This is a genomic window from Kitasatospora sp. NPDC053057, assembly GCF_044546945.1.
Lineage (GTDB): Bacteria > Actinomycetota > Actinomycetes > Streptomycetales > Streptomycetaceae > Kitasatospora.
In genome coordinates, this window is sequence record NZ_JBITZP010000033.1 from 16,272 (window position 1) to 38,207 (window position 21,936).

Consider the following 21,936-nt stretch of genomic DNA (forward strand, 5'->3'; position numbering starts at 1 on the left):
GAGGAGCTGTTCGGCTCGGGCGTCGTCGGCGCCGTGGCGAAGACGGTCGGCCAGGTGCAGTTCAGCGGTGTTCGGGGTTCTCGAAGTCGAAGCGGCAGCCGGCGTCCCACTCGGAGCGCTGGTTGCCGTGGGCCGGGATGCCGCCGGCATCCTTCAACATCCGGGCCAGGTGGAGCTGGTTCCAGGTCATGAAAGTGGCGTTGCGATTGGTGAAGTCGTTCTCCGGACCGCCCGAGCCCTCATCCAGGTAGGACGGCCCGGGGCCCGCCTCGCCGACCCAGCCGGCGTCGGCCTGCGGGGGGATGGTGTAGCCCAGATGCTGAAGGCTGTAGAGGACGTTCATCGCGCAGTGCTTCGCACCGTCCTCGTTCCCGGTGATCAGGCAACCCCCGACCCGGCCGTAATAGGCGTACTGGCCATGCTCATTGAGGATCGACGAGCATGCATACAGCCGCTCGATCACCTTCTTCATCACCGAGGAGTTGTCTCCTAGCCACACAGGCCCGGCTAACGTGAGGATGTCTGCGGCCATCACCTTCGAGTAGATGACCGGCCACTCATCGGTCTCCCATCCGTGCTCGGTCATGTCCGGCCACACACCGGTCGCGATATCAAGATCCACCGCCCGCAAGACCTCGACCGCAACTCCTTGACGCTCCAGGATGCCCGTACTGAGGTCGATCAGCCCCTGCGTGTGGCTGCGCTCCGGTGACCGCTTCAGCGTGCAGTTGATCACCAGAGCGCTCAGATCACGGTAGGACGTCGCTGGTTCCGGCATGAACGTATCTCCTTCGCGCAGGCCGGGCGCACGGTGTCCAGCGCCAGCGGCTGCAGCCTCTCTGCTGCTTTCCGCCTCCTACTCCAGCAGATCTCGGACACCCGCGCCCGGCACGTTCGGCCACCCGCCTGATGTGCCGCCCTTCGCCCCCTTCGCGCACCACCGCGATCGGGCGGTAACCGACGTCACGGCCGTCAGCCATCAACAACCTGACTGGCTCAACCTTCAACTGACACTCGATTCGCCGATCGGGCACACGCAGGGCCTCCACCATGGGGGCGACAGCCTCCGCCAGGCCCCACGAGGAGGAGGTGAGAGCGAAGCGCCCGACGCCTGGCTCATCGGCAAGCCGGAAGGTGATCCTGCTATCGGGTTTCGGGCCGACACCAGCCCGGGCCGCAGCCCTCCTCGCGGACCAGGTGGGTCCACACCCACGTGGCAGCGCGGCTCGACTCGGAGGCTGGAGGAAACGGTCACCGTCACAGACGTGTTCGAAGCCGCGCGCCCCTCGCCGCACCATCCGAAAGGAGAATGACTCCCGGCCGTCGAGGACCATCGACAAGCTGGTCCGATTGGTGACTACCTGATCCCCCGTGCTCCGCCACCAGCCGCGACCGGCTTGAGCCTCCGAGCGACGATGCAATCGCCTCGGCGGGTTCGCGAGTTGGGCCCGTGAAGCACCAGGTGTGGCCAGCGCTTACGCGTCCGGCCTCAGCGCTCCCCTGACCGTGGCAGCTTGAGCCAGGACCGTCGAGCGTGCCCTGCGGGAGGACGGGCGGTAGGCGGGGCGCGCAATAGGCCTGTCGTACCGGAGGCCGGTCGGCCAGGCGGATGGTGTCCATGCGGTAAGAAGCGTGTCCTGATCGTTGGCGAGGCGCCCGTGCCTGGATAGACTCGCGCGGCCGACCGAACATCAACTCCAGTTCGGTACCGGAACAGCGCAGCACCACCCAGGACACCAGGCAGTTTGCAGCCGACGACCATGGGGGTCTCCATGCAGTTCCGCACCAGAGCGTCGCTCGCCACCGCGACCGCAGCGCTCGTCCTCGCCGCCGTCGCAGGCGGCACACCGGCCGGTGCGAGTACGGCCGATGGAAGCACGGGCGGCGCGAATGCGGCCCGCCCGCCGCTCGCCGTGATCTCGCCCGGCGATCCGTACGCCTCGTGCAACCTCGCCGCGGACGGCCCCGGCACCAATAGCCCGTCCGCCGAGGACGAACCGTACGCCGCCTCCAACCCGCTCGACCCGGCCAACACGATCACCATCTACCAGCAGGACCGGTGGTCCAACGGCGGCGCCCGGGGCCTGAGTTCGAGCTACACCACGGACGGCGTGCACTTCACCCAGACCGCCCTGCCGTTCACCCACTGCGCGCCGGGCGGGCTGGCCTACCAGCGGGCCTCCGACGGCTGGGTGAGCTTCGGTCCGGACGGCGCCGCCTACGCCAGCGCCCTGATCTTCGACGCCACCACGCCGCGCAGCGCGGTGGCCGCCGCCACCTCGACCGACGGCGGCCGCAGCTGGCAGCACGTCGCCGAGCTGATCAGCGACAACGACCCGGCGATCACCGACGACAAGAACGCCGTCACCGCCGACCCGGTGCACCCGGGCGTCGCCTACCAGGTCTGGGACCGGATCGACCAGACCACCGGCCCCACACCCACCTTCGACGGGCCGGGCTACATCTCCATCACCCGTGACCACGGCCGCACCTGGACCCCGGCGAAGCCCTTCGTCATCACCAGCACGACGCCGAACACCCAGACCATCGGCAACCAGATCGTGGTCGACCCGCGGACCGACACGCTGTACGACTTCTTCGACTGGATCACCTTCACCGACGGAACCGCCACCACCGTCACCGACGTGCACTTCGGCATGGTCAGCTCCACCGACCAGGGCCGGACCTGGAGCCAGCCGGTCCGGGTCGCCGCCGACACCTCCGTCCCCGAGGTCGACCCGAACGCGCCCGCCGACGCCACCAAGTCCCTCCGGGCCGGCGCCGGGCTGCCGAGCGTGGCCATCGACCCGCAGACCGGCGAGCTCTACCTCGCCTACGAGGGCTCGGAGTTCACCGGCGGCCAGTACGACGCGATCCAGCTGGCGCACTCCACGGACGGCGGCCGGACCTGGAGCGGCCCGATCCGGATCAACCAGGCCCCGGGCGCCCCGGCGTTCACCCCGTCCATCACCGTGACCGCCAACGGCACCGTCGCCGTCAGCTACTACGACCTGCGCTACCTCACCGCGGGCAACACCATCACCCTGCCCACGGCCGCCTGGCTGCTCAGCTTCCCGCGCGGCGGCGAGGACAGCCCGATCGAGCGGCAGGTCTCGCCGGTCTTCGACTGGCTCCAGGCACCCTTCGCCGGAGGCCACTTCCTCGGCGACTACCAGGCGCTGATCAACGACGGCCACCAGATCCGCCCGGTCATGGTGACCGCCAACAACGCCGACCCGCTGAACTCCACGGACGTGTACAGCGGCCGCTTCCAGCCCAGCACCCTGCGCAGCCCGGCCGCCGGCGCGCCGAGCGCACAGACGGCGCACGCCGCAGCGCCCGTGGCCGCCCCGCGCGCCGTGCAGCACCTGCGGCGCTGACCCGGTCGGTCCGGATGGACGGACGGCGTCCTGCGGCTCCTGCCTCCCGAAGGCGGAGCCGCGGGGCGCCGTTCGGGTTCCGGAGGCTCAGGGCCGCACCGCCATGCCCACTGCCGCAGTGCCCGGGGCCGTGCCAGAAGCGCTGTCCCAGGCGGACACCTGCCAGGCCGCCCGGCTGAGCAGCAGGCACAGCGGGGTGTAGAGCAGCAGGTTGAGCCAGTAGAAGGTGTCACCCGGGTCCGCCCAGGCGCCGGTCACCCAGACCAGTCCGGCCGCGCCGCGGACGAGCAGTCCGCAGGCCACCGCCCGGCTCCCCCAGCGCGGCAGCAGCGCGGGCAGCCGGCGGGCCAGGGCCGGCAGCCGGCCGCCCCGGACCAGCACCAGCGTCGCGCCCGAGAAGAGCATCCCCGCGAGCGGCACCAGCACCTGCGGGGTGAACGGCACCTGGGTGTTGAGCACCAGCTGCGAGAGCCGGGCGGTGCCGTCCACCGGCCAGGTCCGCCCGGTGGCCCAGTAGAGGTGGACCAGACCGTCCACCGCCAGCACCACGCCGACCGCGGTGGCCCTGCTGCTGATCTTCTTCGACTTCATGCCGTCACCTCACGGGGTCTCAGGACGCTCGGACACCCGAAGGAGCACCCCGCCGACCGATCCGTTCCTGTGACGAGGAACACTGCACCGGGGCGAAATCCGCAGGGAACGTTTCACCGCTTCGGGTCCTCCTTCTACGGACCCCGGTCGCCCGACGGACGACCCGACAGCAGAAGAAAGAGCGGAGAGACCACCATGCAGGAGCCACCGCCCGGCCTTGCCGAGCTGGTAAGGGCCGCCCAGGGCGGCGACCAACTCGCGGTCGGCCGGCTGCTGGACCTGATCACCCCGTACGTCCGCCGGCTCTGCGGCCCGATCGCGCTGGACGACGGCGCCGACGCGACCCAGGAGGCGCTCATCGTGGTCTTCCGCAAACTGCGCCAACTCCAGGACCCCGCAGCGCTGTACGGCTGGGTCCGGGCCATCGCGGTGCGGGAGGCGGTGCGGTGCGCCACCCGGGCGGCGCGCTCGCGGCCGGCCGAACTCGGCGAGGTGCCCGCGCCCGGCGACCCCCAACTCGCCGCGGACATCCGCGACGTGCTCTCCCGGCTCTCCCCCGAGCACCGCGCCGTGCTGCTGATGCGCGACCTGGAGGGGCTGGACGAACGACAGACCGCGGCACTGCTCGCGGTCGCGCCCGGGACGGTCAAGTCCCGGCTCTCCCGGGCCCGACTCGGCTTCCGAAAGGCGTGGCAGCAGTGACCGACACCCCGATGCCGCAGTGGCCCGTCGCCGAGTTCGACCCGGTCCGGCGACTGCACGTGATTGCCGCGACCGCGCCCGGGGCGGCCCGGATCGGCGAGACCGTCCTCGACGCGCCGTTCGAGCGGGTCTGGGCGCTCGCCCAGGACCTGGAGCGCACGATGCCGCTCTGGATCCCCGACGTCCGCACGGTGCACCTCGTCCGCTCCGCCCCTTCCGATTCGCCACGGGCGGCTTCGCTCCACGCCCGGATCCATGGTCACACCCGGCTCCGGGCGACGTTCGGGATCGACCTCGCGCCGGGTTGGTGCCTGATGCAGAGCCGCCTGGTGCTCGGCGGGATGGCGGCCCGCCCGGAGACCGACCGCACCACCCGCTTCGCCTTCCTCGGCGGCCTGCGGTTCCCCGGCGCGCGCCTCCTCGCCCCCGCGCTGCGCCCGTTCACCGGGGACCCGCTGGCCCGGTTCGCCGCCCTGCTCGACGAGGAGTAGGGGGGCACCGGTTGGGAGGCGGCGGCCCGGACGCGCGGCAGCGGCCCGGACGGGCGGCAGCGGCCCGGCCGCGGAGGCGGCCTCCCGGTCAGGGCCGGTGCAGGGCTTCGGTGAGCCGGGCGGCCGCCTCGATGACGGCCTGGGAGAGCTGGGCGCCGGGGTGGCGGGTGAGCCGTTCGATCGGGCCCGACACGGACACCGCCGCCACGACCCGGTTGGACGGGCCGCGGACGGGGGCGGAGACGGAGGCCACCCCGGGCTCGCGTTCGCCGATGGACTGGGCCCAGCCGCGACGCCGTACGCCGCTGAGGGCGGTGGCGGTGAAGCGGGCGCCCTGCAGGCCGCGGTGGAGGCGCTCGGGCTCCTCCCAGGCCAGCAGGACCTGGGCCGCCGATCCGACCTTCATCGGCAGGGCGAGGCCCACCGGGACGGTGTCTCGCAGGCCGAAGAGGCGCTCGGCGGCCGCCACGCAGATCCGCACGTCGCCCTGCCGGCGGTAGAGCTGGGCGGTCTCGCCGGTGAGGTCGCGCAGGTGGGTGAGGACCGAGCCGGCCGCTGCCAGCAGGTGGTCCTCACCGGCGGCGGCCGAGAGCTCGGCGAGTCGCGGGCCGAGGACGAACCGGCCCTGCAGGTCCCTGCCGAGCAGGCGGTGGTGTTCCAGCGCGACGGCGATCCGGTGGGCGGTCGGCCGGGCCAGGCCGGTGGCATCGACGAGTCCGGCCAGGGTGGCCGGACCGGCCTCCAGGGTGCCGAGGATCGAGGTGATCTTGTCGAGCACGCCGACGCCGCTCGTGTTCTCCATGGACGGGTACTCCAGTCTCGAATCCCGTGAGCCGTGGGTGGGTTCGGCTCACGGACGCTCCGGTGGGGTGGGGAGCGGGGTGGTCAGCGAGGACAGGCCTGCGAATGCAGCCGATTGCCTGCGCCGGACACGAGACGGGTACGCGGAAGGGCCGGGGCGGGAAGCGCCCGGGCGAAGGACAGCACAGAGAGCACCGTGTCTCCTCATCTTTCCCGCGCCACGTTGGCGACAGGCCGGAGTTGGCACTGATCCCGGGCGGCACGGCGCGTACTTCGGACGCCGGGTCGACCGGGGAGTTGCCGGGGCTTCGTAGGGCCGGTCCCTCCACCCCTCTGGATGATTCGCGACGAACCATACAAGACTTCCCCGGCGCCCCGCCAAACTTTTCCCTCACCCACACACCCGGGACCGCACCGGGCAGGGCCGCCCCCGGAACGCCCCCGGCCGTCAGAGCCGAGGAGTGCTCCCGTCGGCCGCCGCGCGCTGCCGCTGGTCGTGGCGAGCCACCCGGGCACGGTTGCCGCAGGACGGCTTGCACCACTCCTGCCGCCCGTGGCTCTTCACGAAGTAGCGCAGGCACCGGGGCACGGTGCAGGCGCGCAACTGCTCTCGTTGCGGGCCGCTCAGGAAGTCGATGGCGGCGCGGGCCAGGGCCGTGACGAGTCGGACCTCCGGTCTCGTCTCCGCCGACAGCAGCCGGGGCGCCGGGGCGCGGTCGGCGGCCGGCCAGCCCAGGTGCGGGACGAGTCCAGGCCGGCGATGGTCTCGGTGAGGGCGCGGTTGCCCGCGGGGTGGCGGGCGGTGCGGGTGAACAGGTCGACGAGCGGGCCGAGTTGCTCGTCGGCTTCGCCCGGCAGTACCTGGGCGCGGGTGTTGGCCAGCACGTTCCGGGACTGGTTCTGAGGATCAATCAGTCCTGGGCGTGGCGGATGATCAGCATGTCCTGGGTGTGGCCGATGGTGTAGCCGCCGTCGGGTCGGGTGAAGTGCTGCCGGACGTAGGCGGTGAGGGCGGCCCTGGTCGGGCGGGCGTCGAGGGTCGCGAGGTCGGCGACGTTGACCATGAACTCGGCGACGTCGACGGCTTCGGCGAGGTGGGGCGTGCGGTAGTGGAGGGCGAGGGTCTCCAAGGCGTAGTCGTGGGACGGGTGGTGGGTGCGCAGGCGGTCGAGGAGGGGGCGCAGGTCGTAGCGGACGCCGGTGAAGTGCGCGGCCATCCGCATGCAGGGGCTGTCGGGGTTCTGCAGGACGACCAGGAGGGTGCCGCCTGGGGCCGTCCAGCCGAGGGCGCGGGCGACGGTGGGGAACCAGTCGGGCTCCGGGACGTAGTAGAGCACGTGGGAGAGGTGGACCAGGTCGGCCGGCTCGGGCGGGGTGGCGCGGTCCAGCGGTTCGGGGAGGACCAGGGCGTCCGGGCAGGCGGCGGTGAGCTTCTCGCGCATGGCGGCGCTCGGCTCGACGGCGATCGTGCGGTCGAAGTGCCGGGCCAGGTAAGCGGTCGTGCGGCCGTCGCCGGCGCCGAGGTCCAGCAGGACCCGGCGGTGCGGCAGGGAAGTGGCGATCTCGCTCAGCCGGGCGTGGGTCCGGGGCTTCTCGTCGGTGCCGGCGAGGAAGAGGTCGAAGGCCCGGCGGTAGTCGGTGCCCGAGGTCTCCAGTACGCGGACCGGATCGGTGTCGGTGGTCATCGGCTGCTCCATCGGGCGGCCCTCTCGTGTGATGTGCGGCCGGCGTTCGGCTCGGGTCGGCCCATTGCAGCCCGGTACGGCGCCCGCGGAGTGCAGGGACGTTCCTGCCCGCGTGTTGCGTGCACGGCGGTGTGGCCGCCTTGAGCCCTTGACCGCCTTTCGTCAACCTGCCGAACGGCAGCTTCACCTGGTGGGGTGGTTAGCTTTCGCTTTTCGATAGGTAGTCGAACCAGGCTTGGACTTCTCGCCTGGTACGAATACGGAACGACAGGAAATCCGGTACGGGCGGGGGAGTTGAAACGGATGAGGGCGAAGGCGGAGACCCGGACGGTTGCCGTGGCCGGGGTGGAGTTCGGCTGGGGCAGTTCGGGGAAGTTGAGCGCGGTGCTGTCCGCCCTCCGGGGCGCCGGCGGCGACCGGCTGAGATTCATCGGGCTGGCCTCCGGACTGGGGAGGTCGGTGCTCGCCGAGCAGCCGGTGGAGCGCTGGTTCGACCTCCCGGACACCCGGTCGGACGCTGAGCTGAGACGGATCGTCCAGGCGGAGCGTGTGGAGGCGGCACTGGTGGTGCTCGACGGCGGGTTGGCGAAGGCGCTGCGGGCCTGTGGGGTGCCCGTGGTGTTCGTGGACAGCCTTCCGTTCCTCTGGACGGACGGCGACCGCGCCGACCTCCCGCTGGACGTCGAGGTGTACTGCGCCCAGCGGTGCGTGGAGCTGCCGCGGGAAGGCGCCAGGGTGCTGGCCGACGTGCACCACCTCCGCTGGGTGGACGCCGTGATCGTCGACGGCGGAGCCACCCGCAGCACCGCGCCGACACCGCACCCCCGGCGTGCCCTGCTCAACCTCGGCGGCCTGCGCGCGCCCCAACTCACCGACTGGGCCGGCTATCCGCGGCTCGTCCTGCCCGCAGCCCTGGAGGCGCTCACCGCGAGCGGGATCACCGAGGTGCACGTCGCGGGCAACCTGCCCGCCTGGCTGGCCGCGCAGCTGGTGGACTCCTGTGTGCATCCGGCCACCACCACCGTCGGCGCCCTCCCCCATGAGGCCTTCCTGCGCCGCCTCGCCGAGTGCGACGTGCTGCTCACCTCCCCCGGCCTGACCACCCTCCTGGAGGCGGGGCAGCTCGGGACCCCAACGGTCTGCCTGCCACCGCAGAACCTCAGCCAGATCTTCAACGGCCGCTTCCACAGCCAGGCGCTCGGCATCGACATGCGCGTCCGCTGGCCCGAGGAGGTCTTCGACGAGGACGAGGCCCTGGCACTGCGGACCCACGGCGAGCGCAAGGCCCTCGACCTGATCCACAGCGGCATCGCCCGCGCCGCCGACCTCGGCCGCCACCGGACGGCGACGGCCGTACGGCAGGGGCTGGTCGAGAAGCTCAAACGCCTGGCCGACGTGTCGGGGTCGGACACGCCCGGCTCCGACGCGCCCGGCCTCAGCACGCCCGGACCGGACTGGACAGCGATGACGCGCGCGGTCGGCACCGCCGGCGCGGCGCAGGTCGCCGACGCTCTGGTCCAGCTCATGGTCTGACCCGCAGTCACTCGCGGGCGTAGGCATCGACCTCACCGCCCGGACCTGGATGGTCGAGCGGTTCCTCGGCGGCACCGACTGGAAGGCCTGCGCGATCGTCCACCGGGGTGAAGGTGCTGGACGCCTGGCCGAGCGCGCTGCCCTGCCGCCCGCTGGACGCCGTGGCCGGCTTGAACAACATGGCCAGGTGGCCGGCGTGGCCGGTGCGATGAACACCAGCATGAGCGTCGGCACCCGCGAGGCCCCTCCAGTCGATCGGCGCACGCTGGTGCAACGGATCGTCACCGGCATGGGCATCGACCACGGCACGCGTACGGCTTCGACGTCCTCAGCGCCACCCTGGACGTCTACCGGGGCATCCGGCCGGACCTGCACTACGCCGTGCGCCGGTGCGCGGGGAGCCTGCTGCTGCCGCTGCCGGGTACGGGAACGGGAACGGGAACGGGAACGGTCCAGTGGATCACTCCGACGGAGGAGCTGGTGCGTGTCCCCGGGGTGGTCGGGGCCGTTCTCAAGATCGGTGTCGGCGACTCGGTCTCCGCCCGGCGGGCCTCGGACAACGCCTCGGGGTACGTCCGGGTGGTGGGCGCCTCGATCGAGGAGGTGGAACGGCTGGTGCGCGAGGTGCTCGACTCGTTCACCGTCGGGCTCGGCGCGCCGCCCGCCGGGCAATCGGCCGGCTCCCGGCCCGGCACCATCCCTGATCCCCCACCGCTCCCCCCCTTCCAACGACTTCCAACGACTTCCAACGACTTCCAACGACAGGAGTCCACGGCGTGCGACGACGCCTCCACCCCCTGTTCGCCGTCCTCACCGTGCTGCTGACGGTGGCCGCCGCCCCACCCGGCCGCGCCGCTGCCGCCGACCCGACACGCACCCCCGGCACTCCCTCCTACACCGTCGAGCTGCGCAGCGACGCCACCGGAGCGCACTGGCGCGGCCACGAGCGGATCGCCTTCGGCAACGCCTCGCCCGAACCCCTTCACGAGGTGTACCTACGGCTCTGGGACAACTTCCGCGGCGGCTGCGCGACCCCGTCCGTCCGGGTGACCGGCCTGAACGTCGCCCAGGGCACCCAGAACGCCCAGCGCACCGAGAGCACCCAGGGCACCCAGGATCACTACGAGGTCGACTGCACCGCCCTGCGCGTCCCCCTGCCCCGCCCGCTGCCCCAGGGCGCCTCCGGCACCGTCGAGTTCGACCTCGCCGTCGACGTCCCGGACGGCATCGACCGCTTCGGCCGCGACGGCGCCTTCAGCTTCATCGGCAACGCCCTGCCCGTCCTCGCCGTCCGCGACGAGACGGGCTGGCACCTCGACCCGTACTCCGAGCTCGGCGAGTCCTTCTTCGGCCTCAGCTCCGACTTCGCCGTCACCCTGGACCACCCCACCGACCTGCTGGTCCCCGCCACCGGCACCGCCGTCGACACCCCCGGCGAGCCGGGCCGTACGGTCACCCGGATCGGCGCCCGCAAGGTCCGCGAATTCGCCTGGGCCGCCGGGCCGTTCAGTCGCATCGCGGGCCGGTCCGCGGGCGGCGTCCGGATCGCCGTCTACGCGGTCGCCGGCATCACTCCCGCGGACGCCCAGGCGATGCTGGACCTGTCCCTGCGGACCATCGACGACCACGCCGCCCGCTACGGCCCCTACCCGTACGGGGACCTCGCCACGGTGCTCGACAACCGCTTCGACTTCGCCGGCATGGAGTACCCGGGCTTCGTCCTGGACCGGATCCGGCCCTCCGCCGTGATCCACGAGTTGGCGCACCAGTGGTGGTACGGCATCGTCGGCGATGACCAGTACCGCGCGCCCTGGCTGGACGAGTCCTTCGCCGAGTACGCCATGGCCGTCGCCATGGGCGACACCGGCGAGGGCTGCACCGCCAGGACACCCTGGCAGTCCGCGGACGAACGCCTCACCAACCAGATGAGCTACTGGGACACCCACCCGGACCGCTACGTGCCGGTCATTTACGACCACGGCTCCTGCGCCCTGCACGAACTGCGCCGCCTGATCGGCGCGGACACGATGGCCGCCCTGCTGCACGACTACGCCCACGCGCACTGGTACGGCGTCTCCACCACCGCCGAGTTCAAGGCCGCCGCCCAGGCCGCGACCACCGTCGACCTGACGCCCTTCTGGCGGGAGCACCGCATCGACTGAGCCGCACAGCGGTCCGATATTCGGTGGCCCGCCCCTTCCGCCCGCTCCTACAGTGTCCGCCGGATCAAGGACGTTCAGGGAGCCGGACATGCGTGTGCACTACCCCCGGACGCCGCATCTCCCCTGGTCACCAGGGGCTGCGGCGGACGACGTACGGACCGGGGACCTCTCCGGCCTGGCCAGGGCGGAGGTCGTCGTCACCGAGAAGCTGGACGGTGAGAACACCACGCTCTACGCCGACGGCCTGCACGCCCGCTCGCTGGACTCCGCCCACCACCCCTCCCGGGCCTGGGTGAAGGGCCTGCAGAGCCGGGTCGGCCCCCGCATCCCGGCCGGCTGGCGGGTCTGCGGCGAGAACCTGTTCGCCCGGCACTCCATCCCGTACACCGACCTGGACAGCTGGTTCCACGGCTTCTCGGTCTGGACGGATCAGGACCGCTGCCTGGACTGGGACGACACCGTCCGCTTCCTGCGCCGCCTCGGCATCCCGACGCCCCGGGTGCTCTGGCGCGGCCACTACGACGAACGCGCGCTGCGCGCCCTGCGGTTGGACCTGGACCGGCAGGAGGGCTACGTCGTCCGGACGGTCCGGGGCTTCCCCCGGGCCGAGTTCGGTGACCGGATCGCCAAGTGGGTCCGCCCGCAGCACGTCCGCACCGACACCCACTGGATGCACGCCGCCGTGGTGGAGAACGGTCTCGGCCCGAACGCCGCGCTGTGGGACGTGCGCTCCGGCCAGCTGCCCGAACTCCCGCCGCTGGCCGATGCCTTGGGCCTGCCCGAACTCGACTGCCCAGCCGAGGAATTGGCGGACGTGTCCGCCCGGCTGGACGAGCTCGGCCGCACCGGCGACGCCCGGCTGGCCGGCGTGCTCGCCACCGCGCTGCGCACCACCCGCCGACAGCCGCTCGCACCCCAGTTCGCTTCCCGGCTCACGCCCCAGCTCACCCCCCAGCTCGCCGACCGGCTCGGCCTGCCGCTGGCCCGCCGGGTCGCCGATCTGGTCGGCCTCCACTCCGGCCTCCAGCAGCCGTACCCGGACGAGGAGCGTCGCGCCGGACTGGTCCGGCTCGCCGCTGCCGCCGACCTCGGCGTGCTGCACGCGGTGGCCGCGGCCACCGCCCCCGGGCCCGACGAGCGCGAGCAGGTCGCCTGGTCCGCCCTGCACGCCGAGGACGCCGGACTGCTCGACGCCGACCCGCTGGCCTGGCTGCGCACCGGCCTGCGCGAGGCCCTGGCCGACCTCGACCCCGACGCCGCCGACCGCTGCTGGGCCCAGGCCCGCGAGGCGTACGCGCTCGGCCGGATCACCACCGTCGAGGAGGCGGTCGCCGCCACCTGGCGCTGGCGGGACGGCCGCTTCCCCCGCCTGGTCCACCTGAGCGGCCCGTCCGGCAGCGGCAAGAGCACCTTCGCCGCCGCACTGCCCGGCGCCTGCGCCCGGATCAGCCTGGACGACCTGCGTGCCGCCCGTGGCCCGCGCGCCGACCAGCGCAACAACCCCGAGGTGCTGCGCACCGGCCTGGCCCGGCTGGACACCGCCCTCGCCGACCCGGCCGCCACCGCCGTCTGGGACGCCACCTCGCTCAACCGCGAGCAACGCTCCCATGTCCACGCCATCGCCCGGCGCCGCGACGCCCTGGTCACCCAGGTCGTGCTGCTGGTCGGCGAGCAGGAACTGCTGCGCCGCAACGCCGTCCGCCCGCACCCGGTGCCGCCCGAGGTGCTCACCGCCCAACTGCACCGCTACAGCCCGCCCCACCCCGGCCAGGCGCACCGCACCTGGTACGTCGGCCCGGGTGGCACCGTGGAGGACACGGCGGGCACGCTCGACTCCGAGGAGGACTGATGCGCCCCATCGAACAGGTCTGCCAGCGCATCCGCTGGGACGCCCGCTTCGACCCGGCCCGGTTCACCCTGGGTGTGCGCCAGCGCGACGACCGCACCAAGCGCGTCCCGCTGGAGGCCTTCGCCGCCTCCGGCGAGGTCCCCTGGCACCGGGTCCGCTGGGTCGAGGCGGACGGCGTCGTGGTGTGGGACCGCACCACCGGCGTGGACGTCCTGGACACCACCGAGGCCGGGCGCCGCACCGAACCGCGTCTCCTGCCCTCGCCCTTCTTCACGGCCGCCACGCCGTACGCCTGGCGGCCGGACGGCGGCTGGCAGCCCCACGAGGCCCGCACCGACGCAACCGGCGCCGGAACCACCGGCACGGACGCCCTGCGCGTGGTCACCTGGAACACCCTGTGGGACCGCTACGACGCCGACCGGATCGCCACCGCCCGCCGCCGGCCGCTGCTGCTCGCCGAGCTGGAGGCCGCCGAGGCCGACGTCATCGCACTCCAGGAGGTCGAACCGGCCCTGGCCGCCCAGCTACTGGCCGCCCCCTGGGTCCGCGACGCCTACACCCTCGGTGGTGACCCGTCCGACGGCGACGTGGCCGAGTACGGGCTGCTGCTGCTCAGCCGGCTCCCGGTACTCGAGGCCGGACGGCACGTGCTCGGCCCGCACAAGGCCGTCACCGCCGTCACCGTCCGGGCCGCCGACGGGCCGCTGACCGTCGCCGCCGTCCACCTGAGCAGCGACCACTCGACGGACGGCCCCGCCCGCCGTCAGGCCGAACTCGCCCGGCTGGCCGAGGGACTGGCCGCCGTCGAGGGCGAACTACTGCTGCTCGGGGACTTCAACGACGCCCGCTCCGGCCCGGCCGGCCCCGCCGCCGCCCTCGGCCTGCGGGACGCCTGGACCCAGGTGCACGGCCCCGCCGACGACACCCCCACCTTCGACCCGACCGTCAACCCGCTCGCCGCCGTCTCCTCGCTCACCGGCCGGCCCGGCCGGATCGACCGTGTGCTGCACCGCTCCGACCGCGCCCGCGCCACGGCGGCCGCCCTGCTCGGCGACCGACCGGGCCCCGACGGGCTCCACCCCTCCGACCACTACGGCGTGGCCGTCGACCTCGCCCTCGGCGGCGCCTCCTCCCCGGAGACGCTGGACGCCGCGCCCACCCCCCGGACCGCCGTCGCCTGGCTGCCGCCCGAGGAGCTGTGGCCGCCGATCCAGCAGCTGCGCACCGCCTACGACCCCCAGCTGCGGCGCTGGCCCCCGCACGTCAACCTGCTGTTCGGCTTCGTCCCGGAGTCCGCGTTCGACCGCGCCCTGCCACTGCTCGGCGCGGCCGCCGCCGAGGTCGCCCCGTTCGCCGCCCGGCTGGCGGGCGTGCACACCTTCGGCCACCGCGAGGACGCCACCATCTGGCTGGACCCGGCAGCCGCCGCGCCCGAACCCTGGGCCGCGCTGCGGCACGCCCTCGAACGTCACTTCCCCCGCTGCCGGGGCCGCGCCGAGGGCTTCACCCCGCACCTGAGCCTCGGGCGCAGCGCCGACCCGCAGCGGGTGGCCGCCGACTGCGCGGCCCGGCTGAGCGGCATGGACGCCCGGGTGGGCGAGCTGGTGGTGCTCTCCCGCCGGGGCGACGAGCCGATGCGCCCGCGCGCGGTGGTCGCGCTGGGGACGGGCGAGGTGCGGGTGCTGCCGGAGGAACCGGTGGTGTCACTGGACGCCGAATCCCCCGAACGCGCCGCCGCTGCCGCCGAGTTGGCGCGGAGAATCGCCTCGGCAGTGCCCGAGGGCGTCGTCCACACCGTCGGCTCGCGGCGCCTGGGCTGCCAGTTGGACGGCGGCGACCTGGATCTGGTGGCCGCGCTCCCCGGCCCGGTCGACGTACCCGGGGTGCTGGCCCGGGTGGCGGCCGCCGTGCCGCAGGCCCGGCAGGTCCGGGAGGTGCGCGGCGCCCGGGTGCCGGGGCTGCGGTTGGAGGCGGACGGGCTGACCGTCGACCTTGCCCTGGTGTTCACCGGCACGCTCGACCCCGCCCAAGCCGCGCCCCGGCGCGCCGAGTTGGGCGAGGCGGCGGCCGTCGCGCTGAGCGCCGTCACGGACGCCGAGGCGGTCCTGTCGGCGCTCGGGGAGCTACACCCCCGCTTCGTCCGACTGGCCCGGCAAGTCAAGGCCTGGGCGCGGGCGCGTGGCCTGGACGGTGCGCCGTTCGGCCAACTGCCGTCGCTGGCCTGGTCGGTGCTCGCGGCCCGTACCGTCCTCTCCGCAGCCGACGCCGCCGAGGACGACCTGTTCCAGCGCTTCACCGAAACGTGGGCCTCCTGGGACTGGCGCCAACCCGTCGCCCTCACCGACGAGTCCACCGACCGGAGCCCCGCACCGCTGACCGTCCTCACCCCCTCCGCCCCCGTCCGCAGCTGCACCACCCAGGTCGGCCCGGACACCCGCGACCTGCTCACCGAAGAGCTCTACCGCGCCTGGGAACTCACCGCCACGAACCCCGACCCCTGGCCCGCCCTGCTCACCCCGCCCCCGCTGCACCGCCGGCACGCCGCGTGGGCGGTGATCAGCGCCGAGCAGACGTCCACCGGCCCGGTCCGAGGCCGCCTGCGGACCCTGCTCACCGCCCTGCAGGACGCCGGAGCCACCCACCTCCACGCCTGGCCCCAGCCCTACCGCACCCGCGACGGCCGCACCCACTTCCCGATCGGCCTCGGCCCCGCCCCACTCCCCCGCGCCCAGCTCACCTCCATCGCCGCCGCCTGGTCCCGCGGCCTGCCCGGCGTCCACGTCGACTACGCCGAGTGCGGCGCCGTCCCGACCCTCACCCGTTGACGGGCGCCTCCGAGCCGTCTCCTGGGCGGACCGCGACCGAGGCTTTCAGGCCCCGGCCCCCTGGCTCCGGAGGAAGGTGCGGCGCCGAGGCATGCTCAGGGCCGGGCCGGGCCGGGCCGAAGCCGTCACCAGGACCACCACTCCCGTGCCCGCCAGCATCCGGCCCACCTCGCGCCACCCGAAGCGCAGTGAGCTCGGCATGGTCACCGCGCCCACCCGCTAGCACGCGAGCGTGAGCACGGCTGTCTCCCACCAGTCGGACAGTTGGAAGGCCATTACCTCACCGCGTCGAACGCCCAGGGCGTGCAGTCCCCGCGCGCCTCGGCGCCCCCGTCAGATACCCAGGTACGGGGCGATGGTGGCGGCCGTCGTTGCGGACTGCAGGTAGTTCGTGGCGTGGTGGAAGCGGAACAGGCCGCTGACGACGGTGGTGTGGTCGAGGTCGACGCCGTCGAAGAACCTGCTGAGCAGGGGAGGGACGGCCACCGGGTCGCCCGGATCGGCGATGTTGACCCATCGCGTCCGGCGGGGCAGGCCGGCTCCCTGAGGCAGGCCGGCTCCCCGCGGTGTCTGGCCGTCCGCCCGCGGTGCGGGTACGAGCCGGTCGAAGACCACGCGGGGAAGCGCGAGTGGCGAGCCCAGGGTGAGGAACAGCTCGGGACGCAGTTCCGGGTGGGCGTGCAGGGCCTCATAGGCGACGACCGAGCCCAGGGAGTGCGCGATGACGATCCGCGGCCGATGGCGGGCGAGCCGCTCGGCGACCTCCTCACGCGCGGCAAGTCGCTGCGGGGCGTCGTGGGCCCGCAGGTAGGCGGCGACCTCACCGCACCACATGCGTAGGAACACCCGTAGCGGCCCCTCCGCGAGGTCGAACCGGCGGGCCACCCACGACGACAACGCCCGCAGCGGCATGGCCGCGTGACCCTGCGCCGCTTCGTCGGGAGCCCCCAGTTCCCGCGCCCACTCCTCCAGCATCATCTGTGCCAGCGGATCGTCCAGGACGTCGTCGCTCCCCACTCCCTGGGCGGCCGGGCCGGTGGCCAACTTGTCCGCGTAGTAGGCGAAGTCGAGATCGATCCGGTCCGGGGTGACACCGAGACCGTTGCTCAGGTGCCGTGCCCACAGCGCGGCCTTCTGGGCGCGGAGCTCCTCGGTGCGGCTGCGGGACAGACCGGCACCGAAGCTGTTGCCGATGCCGTGAACGGCGACGATGCGAAGAGTTGGGGCACTGGTGCTGGTCAACGGGTTCTCCCTCCCAGGGGGGTGAGGCTGACTGAGCGTGTGAGGCTGAGTGCGACGACCTCGTTGCCGGCTCCGACGACGACCGTGCCGTGAGCGGCGACGGCGACGGCTCCGCAGGTGTCGGGGAGGCGGAAGACGGCACGGCAGGACCCGGTTTCGAGGTCCCACACCCGTACGGACGCGTCGTCGCTGCCGGTGACCGCGTACGTGCGCCCCTCCCACTCAGCGACCGCCACCGCCCGCACCCCTTCGGTGTGGCCGTCGAGAACGAGGACACAGGCGCCGGCGGCGAGGTCCCACAACCGCGCCGATCCGTCCTTACTGCCGGTGACCGCGTGGGGACGACCCGCCAGGTCCGTGACCGCGACCGCGTACACCGAGCCGGTGTGGCCGGTCAGGGTGCGGACGTGGGTGGGGCGGTCGGGAGTGAGGTCCCAGATCCGGAGGTCGCGCCCGGAGCTGCCGGTGACGGCGTGCGGGCGGCCCTCCAGTGTGGCGACTGCGATCGCGTGGATCCCGTAGTCACCCATGAGGGCGGTGCGGGGGTGGCCATCCGTGGTGAGGTCCCACACCGACACCAGACCTTCGCTTTCCTCCCGGCCCCAAGTGCCGAGCACCGCGTGCGGACGGCCCGCCACCGTCGTCGACGTCGCCGCTACCGAGAAGGCCCAGCTGGGGGTGAGGGTGCGGCTGGCGGTGCCGCTGTTCAGCTCCAGCACGGGCGCGCGGCTGTCCTGGCAGCCGATGATCACATGTGGGCGACCCTGCAGCTCCGTCACCGCGATCGAGCACACCTTCCGGTCGGGGCCGGGCAGGGAGCGGACGCAGGTGCCGGCGGCGAGGTCCCACACCCGCAGCAACCCGTCCCCTTCGTCGCCACCGGTAATGACGTGCGGGCGGCCGTCGAGGTCCGTCACCGCCATCGCCGTCACCTGACTGGTGTGGCCGGCCAGGGCGCGACTGGGAGTGCCGGAGGCCAGGTCCCAAATCCGCGTCTGCCCGCTCCAGTCCGTGGTGACGGCGTGCGGGCGGCCGTCCAGGTGCACCACTGCCACCCCGTGCACTCGTCTGGTGTGGCCGGTCAGGGTGCGGACGCACGCGCCCGTGGTCAGGTCCCAGACCCGCACCTGCCGGTCCCGGCCTGCGGTGACGGCGTGCGGGCGGCCGTCCAGGTGCACCACCTCCGCCCTGTGCACTCGGCCGGTGTGGCCGGTCAGGGTGCGGACGCACGCGCCCGTGGTCAGGTCCCGGACCCGCACCTGCCCGTCCCGGTCCGTGGTGAAGGCGTGCGGGCGGCCGTCCAGTTCGGCCACCGCCACCGCGTCCAACTCCTCGGACTGGTCTGCCAGGGGGTTGGTCAGGTCACCGGTGGCCACGTCCCACGCCCGCACCTCCCTTCTCCCGGTACCGAGTTCGACGATGGCGTACACGCGGTCCGCCAGGACCGCCATCGCCGCGGCCTTGCCCCAGTCGCCCGTCAGGACATGGGTGCGGACACCGGTGGCGAGGTCCCAGATCCGAATCTGCGTCGGCCCCCGATCTTGTTCACCGCCGGCGAGCAGGTGCGGGCGACCCCCCAGCTCCACCACCGCCACCGCCTCCACCCATCCGCCCTGCCCGGCCAGAGGGTGGGCGCGACCACCCGTCACCAGGTCCCACACGTCCACCGATCTGCCGCTACTGATGACCACGTGGGGATGCCCGTTCAGCTGCACCACCGCCATCGACCGCGCACCGCCGGTGTGGGGCAGGGTCCGGACGAGGGCGCCGGTGGTGGCGTCCCACACCCGTACCGGTCCGAGGTCGCAGCCGGCGATCACGTGCGGCCGGCCGTCCAGCTCCGCCACCACCGCCGCTGCCGCGTACGTCGCGTCGTCGTGGACCAGCAGGGTGCGGACCAGGGCCGGTGAGACCTGGCCGCCGGTCGCCCACCGGACGTGCCAGTCGGCGTCACCCGGCAGGTCGGCCTGCAACCGCGTGTTGGCGAAGCGGGCCGCGTCCAGGGCCAGGAGCTGGCGGCGGGCACCGGCCGGCAGCGCGTGGTGCACGCCCCAGGACGCCCGGTACACGGCGGCGTCCAGCCGGGCCTGGTCGGATCGGGCGTGGCCCGCGGCATCGGCGACGGAGCGCGGGTCGGCGTGGACGAGGAACTCGGCGTCGCCGACGAGGCCGTCGAACTTCCCGGCGTCCACAGCGTGTTGGGCGATGTGCCGCAGTAGGTACGGAACGGCCCGGTCCCATCGCGTGCGGCCCGCCCCGTCGCGGTCCACACAGTCCACCAGCCGCTCGTACAGCCGCTCGGCGCGGGGGAGGAGGTCGATGCCGGTCGGACCGGTGCGGCGTACCTCCTCGCGGGCCGGCCGGTCGGCCGGGGTGTCCCGCAGCCATTCGGCGAGGCCCTCGTGGAAGAGCCGGTAGAGGGCGGTGCCGTCCTCGTCGACCTCCCGGCGCAGGTAGAAGCGCGCCTCGCCGTCCAGGAGTTCCTGCAACTGCTTCCAGGGGATCGGGTCGACGCCGGTGGCGGTGAAGGCCGCCGCCGCGTGGGCGAGGACGCTCTCGGGCATGCCGCGCCCGTACGCGAAGGCCAGCGCGGTCAGCACCGGGCGCAGGAGGGGGCTGACGGTGCGCCGTCGCAGGTCGAGTTCGAGGAGAGCGGGCAGGCTGCGAGGCACGGCCCGGCCCAGGGCGGCCGCCTCCTCGGCGGTGGCTCGGGGCTCCTCGCCGGCCAGCAGGTAGTGGACGTAGAGCCCGGCGGTCAGGAACTCGCCCCACTGGAGGGCGTCGTCGGCCCCGGGCCCGCCCTGGCGGCCGTCGGCGCGGCCGGTGAGGCGCTCGGCGATGGCCCGCGCGAGGGCGTTGCGGGCCGGGCGCCGGGTGCCGTCGGAGTACGGGCTGCCGTCGGTGGCCAGGAGCCGGTTGACGTAGTCGGTGAGGCCCAGGCGGACGGCGACCGGGCTGGCCGCGCTCAGGTCGGTGTGGCCGGCCTGGTCGCGGGCGAGGGCCCGCAGTGCCGCGAAACGGGGGTCGTCGCGCGTGCCGACCAGCAGCCGCAGCCGGCTTCCCCCCACGTTTCCTTCTGCCTGCGACCGCTGGGCGAGGGGGAGCAGGACGGTGCCGGCGATCTCCTCGGGCCGGATCGCCTCGTCGAGAGCGTCGATGATCACGGTGACCGGGGGGCCGTCGCCGGGCAGCATGCCCAGCAGCAGGTCCGCGGGGCTCCGGTCCATGCCGCCGTGCCTCTCGCCGGGGGCGGCCGCGCCGGCCCGGCCAGCCATCCCGCGCAGCTGGCGGCCGAGGGAGTCGACGACCTGCCCACGGTCCAGACGGCGGGCGTGGACCACCGCGATCCGCTCGTTGCGCCCAGGAGCCCGCTCGCCCAGCCCGCGCCACAGCGGCTCGGTGTGCTCCCGCAGCAGGGGATGCGCGGCACACACCAGGATGCCCAACAGGGCGGACTTCCCCGCACCCGGTTTGCCGGTGACCACGCGCAGGCCCGGTCCGGCAGCGGGATCGTCGAGCCAGGCAGACAGCTCGTCCAACTCCTCGTCACGGCCTGAGAAGTAGCCCTTGTCCCAGCCGCGGCCGACGGGTTCGCCGCCGCCGGCACGTCGCATGAAGTGCTCGGGATCGACGTCCGCCCAGTCCGTGAGGCGGGCGATCTCCGGCGGCAGGCCGGCGACCGGGCTGCTGACGGGGTCGTAGGAAGGGTTGGGGAAGAACGGAAGGTGGGACAGGTCGGCGTGCGAGGGCACCAGGCTGGTGCCGACCCGCTGCTCCAGGCCGTCGGCCTCCCGCCACAGGCGGTCCACCGCGTGCGCGATCTCCCGCCAGACGGCGGGCGCGGGGATGTACCGGACGGAGGGGTCGAACCGGACCTGACCGGAGGCGTACCCAGCCAGCACGCTCACCAGGGCTCGGCTCAGCCGGTAGTCGTACGCCCGGTCGGTGGGCTCGGTCGCGGCCAGGACCCACGCGCGCCGCTTCGCCGTGTCCATCCGCGCATGCCACGACAGCACTGCGGCCTGACCGGCGTGGCACACGTCCAGGATGAACAACGTCATGGGCCGGTGCTCGTCCGGATGGTCCTCGATCAGATCGATCCACTCGCCCACCGGAGGCCGGATGCGCCTGCCGCCACGATCGAGCAGGTACAGCTGTTCGCTGCCGCCACCGGCCAGCTCGCCGTGCCCGACGACATGCACGACCAGCACGTCGACGTCCGCGTCCGCCAGCGCCGAGTCGACCAGCGCGGGGAAGCTTGCGTCCGGGCCGAGCGAACCTGCGCTCGGGCCGTGCGCCTCGACCGACGTGTAGCCGAAACCCCGGAAGGCCTGCGCGACATTCGCGGCATGCCGCGGGGCATGTTCGAGTGGATCAAGGCCCGGCCTCGGCGAGTCGCCGTCCTCGGTGCGCTCCAGCGACAGGCCGAAGGACAGCACCACGTGTCGCAGCGCGCCGCCCCCACCCCGTGATCCGCCCGCCACAACTCCCGCCCCTGTCACGTTCATTCGTGTTCCGCCGCTGCCCCGACGATAGACATGCCGGGCCCTTCCGGCCAGCACAACGATCACATCCGGACACCCGAACCACGCCCGCGCAGCTCGCGTCGCCCGATATCTGAAGGATTTATTGCGCAGTTTCCATTGCGCAACTTTCCCTTCGTACCTACCGTGGA

At 73.4% G+C, this 21,936-nt stretch carries 16 protein-coding genes, 1 pseudogene and 1 riboswitch; of the genes and pseudogenes, 9 read left to right on the forward strand and 8 right to left on the reverse strand.

Features of this window, described 5'->3' with window-relative positions:
• Positions 1-61: 61 nt before the first annotated feature.
• Complete coding sequence (locus tag ACIG5E_RS28520) at positions 62-778, reverse strand: flavodoxin family protein (RefSeq protein ID WP_396538065.1); 717 nt, start codon at positions 776-778, stop codon at positions 62-64.
• Between the two features lie 994 nt (positions 779-1,772).
• On the opposite strand from ACIG5E_RS28520, the gene ACIG5E_RS28525 reads away from it, so the two are divergent.
• The gene (locus ACIG5E_RS28525; protein ID WP_396538067.1) at positions 1,773-3,380 is read left to right on the forward strand and encodes a neuraminidase (sialidase); all 1,608 of its coding nucleotides are present in this window, start codon (positions 1,773-1,775) and stop codon (positions 3,378-3,380) included.
• 87 nt (positions 3,381-3,467) lie between these two features.
• Here the strand turns inward: ACIG5E_RS28525 and ACIG5E_RS28530 are convergent, their stop codons facing one another.
• On the reverse strand, positions 3,468-3,971 hold the full coding sequence (locus ACIG5E_RS28530; protein ID WP_396538069.1) for a DUF3995 domain-containing protein: 504 nt from the start codon (positions 3,969-3,971) through the stop codon (positions 3,468-3,470).
• 195 nt (positions 3,972-4,166) lie between these two features.
• Here ACIG5E_RS28530 and ACIG5E_RS28535 point away from each other — a divergent pair, with 195 nt between their 5' ends.
• Both ACIG5E_RS28535 and ACIG5E_RS28540 read left to right on the forward strand, forming a co-directional pair.
• Positions 4,167-4,673 carry an RNA polymerase sigma factor gene (locus ACIG5E_RS28535; RefSeq protein WP_396538071.1) on the forward strand — a complete coding sequence of 169 codons (507 nt, stop codon included), beginning with the start codon at positions 4,167-4,169 and terminating at the stop codon, positions 4,671-4,673.
• Positions 4,670-5,164, forward strand: a complete 495-nt coding sequence (locus ACIG5E_RS28540; protein WP_396538073.1) for a hypothetical protein — start codon at positions 4,670-4,672, stop codon at positions 5,162-5,164. The genes ACIG5E_RS28535 and ACIG5E_RS28540 overlap by 4 nt, the downstream gene beginning before the upstream one ends.
• A gap of 88 nt (positions 5,165-5,252) precedes the next feature.
• On the opposite strand, the gene ACIG5E_RS28545 is transcribed toward ACIG5E_RS28540, so the two are convergent.
• The 3 genes and pseudogenes from ACIG5E_RS28545 to ACIG5E_RS28555 form a co-directional block, all read right to left on the reverse strand.
• The gene (locus ACIG5E_RS28545) at positions 5,253-5,966 is read right to left on the reverse strand and encodes an IclR family transcriptional regulator (protein WP_396538075.1); all 714 of its coding nucleotides are present in this window, start codon (positions 5,964-5,966) and stop codon (positions 5,253-5,255) included.
• 200 nt (positions 5,967-6,166) lie between these two features.
• Positions 6,167-6,309, reverse strand: a riboswitch (SAM riboswitch).
• A gap of 104 nt (positions 6,310-6,413) precedes the next feature.
• Positions 6,414-6,707 (reverse strand): annotated as a pseudogene (locus ACIG5E_RS28550) (CGNR zinc finger domain-containing protein); the annotation flags it as partial.
• Positions 6,708-6,876: 169 nt separating this feature from the next.
• Positions 6,877-7,650 carry a class I SAM-dependent methyltransferase gene (locus ACIG5E_RS28555; protein WP_396538077.1) on the reverse strand — a complete coding sequence of 258 codons (774 nt, stop codon included), beginning with the start codon at positions 7,648-7,650 and terminating at the stop codon, positions 6,877-6,879.
• A gap of 303 nt (positions 7,651-7,953) precedes the next feature.
• Between ACIG5E_RS28555 and ACIG5E_RS28560 the strand changes: the two genes are divergently transcribed.
• The gene (locus tag ACIG5E_RS28560) at positions 7,954-9,183 is read left to right on the forward strand and encodes a hydroxymethylcytosylglucuronate/cytosylglucuronate synthase (protein WP_396538079.1); all 1,230 of its coding nucleotides are present in this window, start codon (positions 7,954-7,956) and stop codon (positions 9,181-9,183) included.
• Positions 9,184-9,190: 7 nt separating this feature from the next.
• On the opposite strand, the gene ACIG5E_RS28565 is transcribed toward ACIG5E_RS28560, so the two are convergent.
• Positions 9,191-9,487 (reverse strand): hypothetical protein, encoded by a 297-nt coding sequence (locus ACIG5E_RS28565; RefSeq protein WP_396538081.1) that lies wholly within the window; start codon positions 9,485-9,487, stop codon positions 9,191-9,193.
• Between the two features lie 176 nt (positions 9,488-9,663).
• Here ACIG5E_RS28565 and ACIG5E_RS28570 point away from each other — a divergent pair, with 176 nt between their 5' ends.
• The 5 genes from ACIG5E_RS28570 (at position 9,664) to ACIG5E_RS28590 (ending at position 16,242) form a co-directional block, all read left to right on the forward strand.
• Entirely contained in the window at positions 9,664-10,008 is a 345-nt protein-coding gene (locus ACIG5E_RS28570; protein ID WP_396538083.1) for a hypothetical protein, read from the forward strand.
• Complete coding sequence (locus ACIG5E_RS28575) at positions 9,960-11,345, forward strand: M1 family metallopeptidase (protein ID WP_396538085.1); 1,386 nt, start codon at positions 9,960-9,962, stop codon at positions 11,343-11,345. Before ACIG5E_RS28570 ends, ACIG5E_RS28575 begins: the two co-directional genes overlap by 49 nt.
• Before the next feature lie 88 nt (positions 11,346-11,433).
• Entirely contained in the window at positions 11,434-13,194 is a 1,761-nt protein-coding gene (locus ACIG5E_RS28580; RefSeq protein ID WP_396538087.1) for an RNA ligase family protein, read from the forward strand.
• A complete protein-coding gene (locus tag ACIG5E_RS28585; protein ID WP_396538089.1) occupies positions 13,194-16,019 on the forward strand; it encodes a poly(A) polymerase in 2,826 nt (941 codons plus the stop codon). The genes ACIG5E_RS28580 and ACIG5E_RS28585 overlap by 1 nt, the downstream gene beginning before the upstream one ends.
• A 91-nt stretch (positions 16,020-16,110) precedes the next feature.
• On the forward strand, positions 16,111-16,242 hold the full coding sequence (locus ACIG5E_RS28590; RefSeq protein ID WP_396538091.1) for a hypothetical protein: 132 nt from the start codon (positions 16,111-16,113) through the stop codon (positions 16,240-16,242).
• A gap of 110 nt (positions 16,243-16,352) precedes the next feature.
• Here ACIG5E_RS28590 and ACIG5E_RS28595 read toward each other — a convergent pair whose 3' ends face one another.
• Positions 16,353-17,261 (reverse strand): serine peptidase, encoded by a 909-nt coding sequence (locus tag ACIG5E_RS28595; protein ID WP_396538093.1) that lies wholly within the window; start codon positions 17,259-17,261, stop codon positions 16,353-16,355.
• Positions 17,258-21,703, reverse strand: a complete 4,446-nt coding sequence (locus tag ACIG5E_RS28600) for a hypothetical protein (RefSeq protein ID WP_396538095.1) — start codon at positions 21,701-21,703, stop codon at positions 17,258-17,260. Before ACIG5E_RS28600 ends, ACIG5E_RS28595 begins: the two co-directional genes overlap by 4 nt.
• Between the last annotated feature and the right edge of the window lie 233 nt (positions 21,704-21,936).